Source organism: Arthrobacter sp. HMWF013 (assembly GCF_003061105.1).
Taxonomy (GTDB): Bacteria; Actinomycetota; Actinomycetes; order Actinomycetales; family Micrococcaceae; genus Arthrobacter.
In genome coordinates, this window is sequence record NZ_QAIQ01000417.1 from 1 (window position 1) to 6,275 (window position 6,275).

At 57.8% G+C, this 6,275-nt stretch carries 6 protein-coding genes; 3 read left to right on the top strand and 3 right to left on the bottom strand.

Going from position 1 to position 6,275, the window contains the following annotated elements:
* Positions 1-654 precede the first annotated feature (654 nt).
* A complete protein-coding gene (locus DBR22_RS23605; protein ID WP_146187518.1) occupies positions 655-876 on the bottom strand; it encodes a hypothetical protein in 222 nt (73 codons plus the stop codon).
* Positions 877-993: 117 nt separating this feature from the next.
* Here DBR22_RS23605 and DBR22_RS23915 point away from each other — a divergent pair, with 117 nt between their 5' ends.
* The 3 genes from DBR22_RS23915 to DBR22_RS15410 all read left to right on the top strand — a co-directional run bounded on the left by DBR22_RS23915 (position 994) and on the right by DBR22_RS15410 (position 4,635).
* Complete coding sequence (locus DBR22_RS23915) at positions 994-1,134, top strand: hypothetical protein (RefSeq protein WP_181365205.1); 141 nt, start codon at positions 994-996, stop codon at positions 1,132-1,134.
* Positions 1,135-2,131: 997 nt separating this feature from the next.
* Complete coding sequence (locus DBR22_RS23610; RefSeq protein WP_146187519.1) at positions 2,132-3,067, top strand: HNH endonuclease; 936 nt, start codon at positions 2,132-2,134, stop codon at positions 3,065-3,067.
* 800 nt (positions 3,068-3,867) lie between these two features.
* A complete protein-coding gene (locus tag DBR22_RS15410; protein WP_108599752.1) occupies positions 3,868-4,635 on the top strand; it encodes a hypothetical protein in 768 nt (255 codons plus the stop codon).
* A 284-nt stretch (positions 4,636-4,919) separates the two neighbouring features.
* On the opposite strand, the gene DBR22_RS15415 is transcribed toward DBR22_RS15410, so the two are convergent.
* Positions 4,920-5,729 (bottom strand): carbon-nitrogen hydrolase family protein, encoded by an 810-nt coding sequence (locus tag DBR22_RS15415; RefSeq protein ID WP_258229233.1) that lies wholly within the window; start codon positions 5,727-5,729, stop codon positions 4,920-4,922.
* Positions 5,730-5,746: 17 nt separating this feature from the next.
* The coding region (locus tag DBR22_RS15420) for an APC family permease (RefSeq protein ID WP_146187520.1) at positions 5,747-6,275 on the bottom strand (529 nt) is incomplete at its 5' end.

Here is a 6,275-nt window from a genome sequence, read left to right on the forward strand (position 1 = left end):
GTCACGGACTTCGGGCGGAAACTGCTTGGGCATAATCACTATCTTTCTCACAGAAGATAGCGGCATCAAACCCGGGACGGTTCAGATGGACCAGACGAAATTGAGTTAGCGCGTTTAGGGCTTCCAAGCGTCGAGGATGGGATTCAAGGGCCGGATGTCGCCGTTGGCCTGTGTCTCTGCCGCATCGCAAGCTTCGCTCTCGGTGTCCTTGCAGGCCGTAGAGGCGTCGTTCTTGGCAATCACATCTAGGGAACGACGCGTGCGGGCAACCAGGGGGTCTATTTCCGATGGCGGCTTAGGTAGGGCTCGGATGTTCTATGCCGCTGTCTTAGCCGTCAATGTGACCGTCTACGCTGTGAGCCGACAGGTGATGCGCTTTGCAAAATCCGTTGCGGTTCTCCCGATAGACGCGAAGGCACATGCGCCTATGTTCTCCTCGTAGTCACGCCATTCCTGCTCATGCTCGGTGATGGTGCTGGCGAACTCGGCAACGGATGCGGTCGGAGTAGGCGTGGGTGTTGGCGTCGGAGACGATAATATTTGCGAAACTGACGCGGAGCAGCCTGTCAGCGCCAGAAATGCGACCGTTGCAGCGCCGGCTAGTGACTGAAGCTTGTTCAATTTGTCCCCAAGGTGTGGTGTCGTACCCAGACCTTAACCTACGGGTAGGGGTGAAGCTAGATGATAGCCAACCGGCTTCATACTCTTAACGCACTTCTCGCAGTTCACTGCTTCAATGACGTTTGTCACCATGATGTACTCGCTTTGTCCGCACTCGGCTTTGAGGTCGCGGCCAGAACCGCTCCAGGCACCTTTGACATCGGGGTTGTAGTGCATTTGATGAAATTTTCTGGGTTTGTGGGTTTGGTCGGCCATGGTGCTCCTTCTGTCTCGACATCGGATGCACCGGAGTATAGGCATAGCTGAATGAGGGCTTAGATCAAGGATGCGTCAACTTTCCTGGATGTCAGAGCTTCTTTGTAGCCTGCCCGCATGGTGAAGTTTGATCCGGAGGGTTTCGCGGCGATGATGGCCCGCATCAACGAAGAGGAGCGGTCAGCCAGCCCGTACGAGGATCTGGAGCCTGACTACGAGTACATGCTGGCGCCGTGGTGCGACTGCAAATGCCACTGAACCGGGATCATGGAATTTAAGATCAGCCCATGACAGAAAACTTGATCCCCTTTACATGGTCAAGGAGGTAGCTGACATGCTCCGAATTGCGACCGCTACTGTCTACAGAAAGATGCAAAGGAAAAGAATGGCCATCCTTCAAGGTAGGCACGGAAATCCGGTCCAACGGTAAGTTGATCGAAGCCATCAAGGAAGCCATCTATAACCCGCCCAAGGTAGCTGCCGTTGCCCCTGCCGTCAGGAGGCAACGGGTTGGTACGGGGCGTAAAAAACGAAACCTCTACGGCTAAATGATCCCCACATTATGCCCACATTCTGCGTGATTGCCGGTGGTTGTGCGTTATGGATATACCTGTATTCTCGCCGTTTGCAACGCCTGGGGCGGCAGTGGAAAGGTTTCAAATCCCACCGTCACCGCCAACTGAGAACGCCCTGCCTCCCTTGTAAACAAGGGGAAGGGCCTTTCTCATGTCAGGGTTAGCTCCAGCAGTAACCCAGCGGTAACAGGATTTTCATAGCCTCTCGTTACGTCGTCGAAAAATGACGCACATGACCATGTCATCCAGTCGCCCCTCAAATCAGACTCATAGTCGGCCCACCGTTCTAAAGCCAGGAACGGCCTCCAAGTTCGAGAACTTTGTTTCTGCAACAGCCACCTTTTCAAAAAGTGAATCGCGACGCGCCCTCGCCACGCGGCCGTCGACGAACCGTCCCAATGCGGCAGACTGCCGAGGAGGGAGGCGTGGGTGGGCCTAAAATCTTTGTGCTCTCCGATAAGCTGGGTCAGGTCGCGCATGACAAACTTCGAGCGAAGCAACTTCGCTCGATTGAATTTCTGCCGCTTGACGATATGTTTCCTCATCGATGAAGCGTCTCATTTGTCGAGTCAGGAGAGCAGAACGCGTGAACAAGAGCCTCCACCATGACTGACGTATGACGGGCTACAAGTACCGTGAATTGTGCTGCAGATCACGATTCGTGGTGGGCGGCTGGACTCATGTGGGAGATTCCTCGGCCAAGAAGGGCAACAGTGAAGTTCTGGTATGCAATGCAGGGCGACAACTTCAAAGTCGCCATGGAACAAAAAGCTCTGTGGACGTGTCCTCGGGCTGGAAACAGAGCACTCAAAGAAACACGCAGCATCATCTTCGAGATGCAGCCCGGAGATCTTGTGTTCCATCATGCAAAAGGCCAGCTACGTGCCGTCAGCATGGTCACCGCTAGCCACATCAACTTCGAAAGGCCGCCGGGCTACTTGCGTCGGCAAGGTGAAACCGATTCTGGATGGCTTGTCAGAGTTGAGCCCATCGCGACAGGCCTAACTCTCCCGTACACGAAGCTTCACAAGTACATCCAGCCCGGCCGTCCGGGACCGTTGAATAACGCGACCAATATGTATTTGGGTTTCCTATCACGTCTCACCGAGTCAGACGGGCACTCCCTACTCGGCGCCTTGAACGTAACACTGCCCGTCTCCGACGATAGTCTGCTTGGTCGTTCGCAGGACTATTGGACTGATGAAGAGACTGACGGCGAGGCGCTGGGCGCTGTTCGCAAAGAGCAGGGACCCCTGAGGGAACACCTCCTCCAAGGACGCCTGGTAGCTCCATGCTCGGTCTGCGGAAGGGAGTTGCCATCGGGCCTGCTTGTCGCCGGACATATCAAGCCCCGGAGGCACTGCAGCGAGGGTGAGCGACGCGACTTCCGCTCCGCTGCCATGCTTCTCTGCAGCCTCGGCTGCGACGCGCTCTTTGAATGGGGTTACATCATCGTCGATTCTCGCGGCAAGATTCTGCCCGGAGTTCCTGCCGGCACTCAGCCACTCTCTGATGCCGTGGCGCGGCTGATAGGTCGTACGTGTACAGCACATAACGAGCAAACTGCGAATGGGTTTAACGAACACAGGCGGATGAAGCTCGAAGGCATCCGCTAATTCCCCGTACTGCGTGCGCCTGACTTTGGTGCAGCTGGGGACCAACTAGGGGTATTTCTCGGATGACTGGGTAGCAATAACATTCACGCGCAAATTAGTCCGTGTACTCATCCCCTTTGCTTACCTTCCATAGGTGGAAGCTATCGCATCCGACCAGAAGTGGGTCACGGATGTAACCGAATTCAATGTCGGTGAATGAAAGCTCTACTTTTCGACGGGCAGATATTGCCCATTCCTTGGCCCGTCCCGAACCTCGCGCGCACCGCCGATTTGCTCCAGCAAGTCCTCGCCTGCCTGAACCGGGTCAACGCCCTCTCGTGCACTCATACCAGGGCTTCCAGGACCGGCACGCCTCGTGGAAAGCGCTCCTCGAGAACGCCGGCAACTCAGTCGATGTCCCGCGAGGGAAACTGCTGTGACAACGCGGTAATCGAGAACTTCTTCATACACCTCGAGGAAGAGATTTTCCACCGCTTCCGATTCCTCTGCACGGATGCTCTGACCGCGAACCCTAGCGAGTACACATCCGCGGGTAGAACGCGGACCAAATCTCGACGGCCCGCGCCCGGTGCAATACCAGGCCCGGCCTTCGTGGCTTCGGATCTTACTGGCCAGTTCAACTCTGGGAAGCCTGCTTGGAACAGAGAGTCCTGCTCCACGACGAATTCAAGGGCGCTGCTGCGCAGCACCGTGTCGCCGGTAAACATGACCCCACGTGTGCCACGATCGGAAGCATGCAAATAGTAAGGTACCGACATTACCGAGAATATGTTGAGCAGCGAATCCAGGCCAATGACACAATGATGGGGCTGCTGGCCGGAGCAAACCTCGCGTCCCAAACACTATCCCTGACCCAAGGATCAAATCTAGAACTGAGCAAAATCTTCCCCACTGTTCCGCATATCAAGCGATTCAACCTTACGACTGATAAGGCTAGATCCGTATTGGAAAATGCCGAAAATCTACTCGGTATCTTGGCCATTCCCCGGGTTCTTGCTTTGCATGAAGACTTGATAATCGGCATGCTGCGGTTACTTGGTAAGAGTAATACAAGTTTGAAGAACATTGGTATGGCGGACATGCATGAGCTTTTCCAGACCACCATCAACTGCAATTTCACCGAAGATTCGCTGAGGCTATTCCACCTTGTGCGGCTCTCACGCAATACGCACATCCATCAAGCGGGAAGAGCCAGCAGCAAACTTGAGGATTGGATCACCGGGACTCCACAATCCGCTCACGCGGCATGGGAGAAAATTGCAGGCATTGCCTTCACTCGCTATAGGAAGGACGAGTATGTGACTCTAGGTGTTCCCGAATTAATCGGCATTCTCGCACTCACTAAACGGTTAGCTGAAGAGGCAAACATCCATCTACAGGCAACGATTAAGCGTGAAAAGTGGGCAGAATTAGTTGTGTCTGACTGGCAACTCGATCGCAGGCCAGGAAATATCAAACAGCAGTTCCGACAAGTGACGGGTTTAGCGCGCCGCGAGTACGGCCCTATATCGCTAACTTCCGATGAACTAGAAACTGCCATGAGCAAGGCCGGGTTCGCCGCTCAATGACTGAAGGGGCCGACTCGTTCGAGTCGACCCCTTCAATAAAAAAAGCGGGAGCTTTGCTTAAGCTACGCCTCATTCGAGACGCCGGGATTCGACACCCGGATCTGCCCGTTTCCGTTGAACGTTCGGTCGTGAACCGACGAGAGACCAAGTCACACGCTCACTGCCCCTGAGGACATCCACAATATACCAGACAGGAGTGCGAACCTCAAACTCGCGGCCGCGCGAGGAGAACTGCTGCTTCTGGTCTCAACCTGCCTAACGGGAACCGGAACTTACCTCTGTCCCTACAGCCGCCGCTGCCGGAACATCGGGAATGAGTCCCGCACCCGATCCACCGTCTCCAGCGAAACCTCCACTGCCCGCACCCCGGGCTCCATCCCGAGGTCGGCCTCCACAACCCCCATCGGGTTCACCAGCACGCTCCGCCCAACCGACACCGGCGGCGCCTGGCACACGCCTGCCACGTAGACGCTATTCTCGATGGCCCGCGCCGCGTTTAGAGCCAGCCACTGTTCCGTCTTATGCTCGCCCGGCACCCAGGACGAGCAGACCAGCAGAACCTGCGCGCCGGCGTCTGCCAGGGACCTGGCCAGCTCCGGGAACCGCAGGTCGTAACAGGTCATCAGCCCCAACCGCACTCCCCCGTGCTCGAACACCACTGGCACAGTGGACGGTCCCGGCTTGATGAACGTCGACTCGCCGAAGCCCTGCGCGTCGAAAAGGTGGATCTTCCGGTAGGAAGCCAGCCGGCCGCCGTCGGGCCCGAAAGCAACCAAAGTGTTGTACGCCCTGCCCGGCTCCTCCGACGTTTCCAGCACGCCCGCCACTAACGCGATGCGGTGGCGGCGGGCAATGCCGGCGAGCTCCCGGCAGACGGGCCCGTCCAGCGGCTCGGCCACCGCGGGGAACGTCGCGTCCACCTTCTTCTTCTCGTAGGTGGCGTACTCCGGGAAGGCGACCAGCGCGGCGCCGTCGCGCGCTGCCTCGGCGGTGTAACGCTCGATCGCGGCCAGATTCGCCCGGATGTCGGTGCCCGACTCCAGCTGCCCCAGCGCAACCCTCACAAGAGTTCCTTCCTTCGGCCCAGCGGCCACACTACAAACTGTCAGGGTCAGGCGGCCGCCTCGACCGTCGCCTTCTCCGTGGCCGTCATCTCCGGCGGCGACGCCTTGAAGCCCCGTGTGATCAGGGCCAGGACCACCACGCCCAGCACCAGCCAGGACACCCCCAGCGTAATGGCGTTGCTGTCCAGCTGGGAGAGCAGGTAGGCGCAGATGATGGCGCCGATCACCGGGACCACCACGTAGGATACCGGGTTCAGTTGCTGCCCGGCCCGGCGCTGGCGCACATAGTGGAACACCACCGAGGCGTTCACCAGCGTGAAGGCGGTGAAGGCACCGAAGTTGATGAACGACGTCGAGGTGGCCACGTCCAGGAAGATCGCGATCAGGCCCACGATGCCGGTGATCACCAGGTTCGCCACCGGGGTGTGGAACTTCTCGTTCAGCCGGCCGAAGACCGCCTTGGGCAGGACGGAGTCGCGGCCCATCGCGTACAGCAGGCGGGAGGCGCTGGCCTGCGCGGCGAGGCCGGACGCGAACTGCGCCACCACCAGGCCGGCCAGGAACACGGCGCCAAAC

Coding starts and splice junctions, on each gene's coding strand:
- DBR22_RS15410 (WP_108599752.1), top strand. CDS start 3,868: ATGATGGGGCTGCTGGCCGGAGCAAACCTCGCGTCCCAAACACTATCC.
- DBR22_RS23915 (WP_181365205.1), top strand. CDS start 994: ATGGTGAAGTTTGATCCGGAGGGTTTCGCGGCGATGATGGCCCGCATC.
- DBR22_RS23605 (WP_146187518.1), bottom strand. CDS start 876: ATGGCCGACCAAACCCACAAACCCAGAAAATTTCATCAAATGCACTAC.
- DBR22_RS23610 (WP_146187519.1), top strand. CDS start 2,132: ATGTGGGAGATTCCTCGGCCAAGAAGGGCAACAGTGAAGTTCTGGTAT.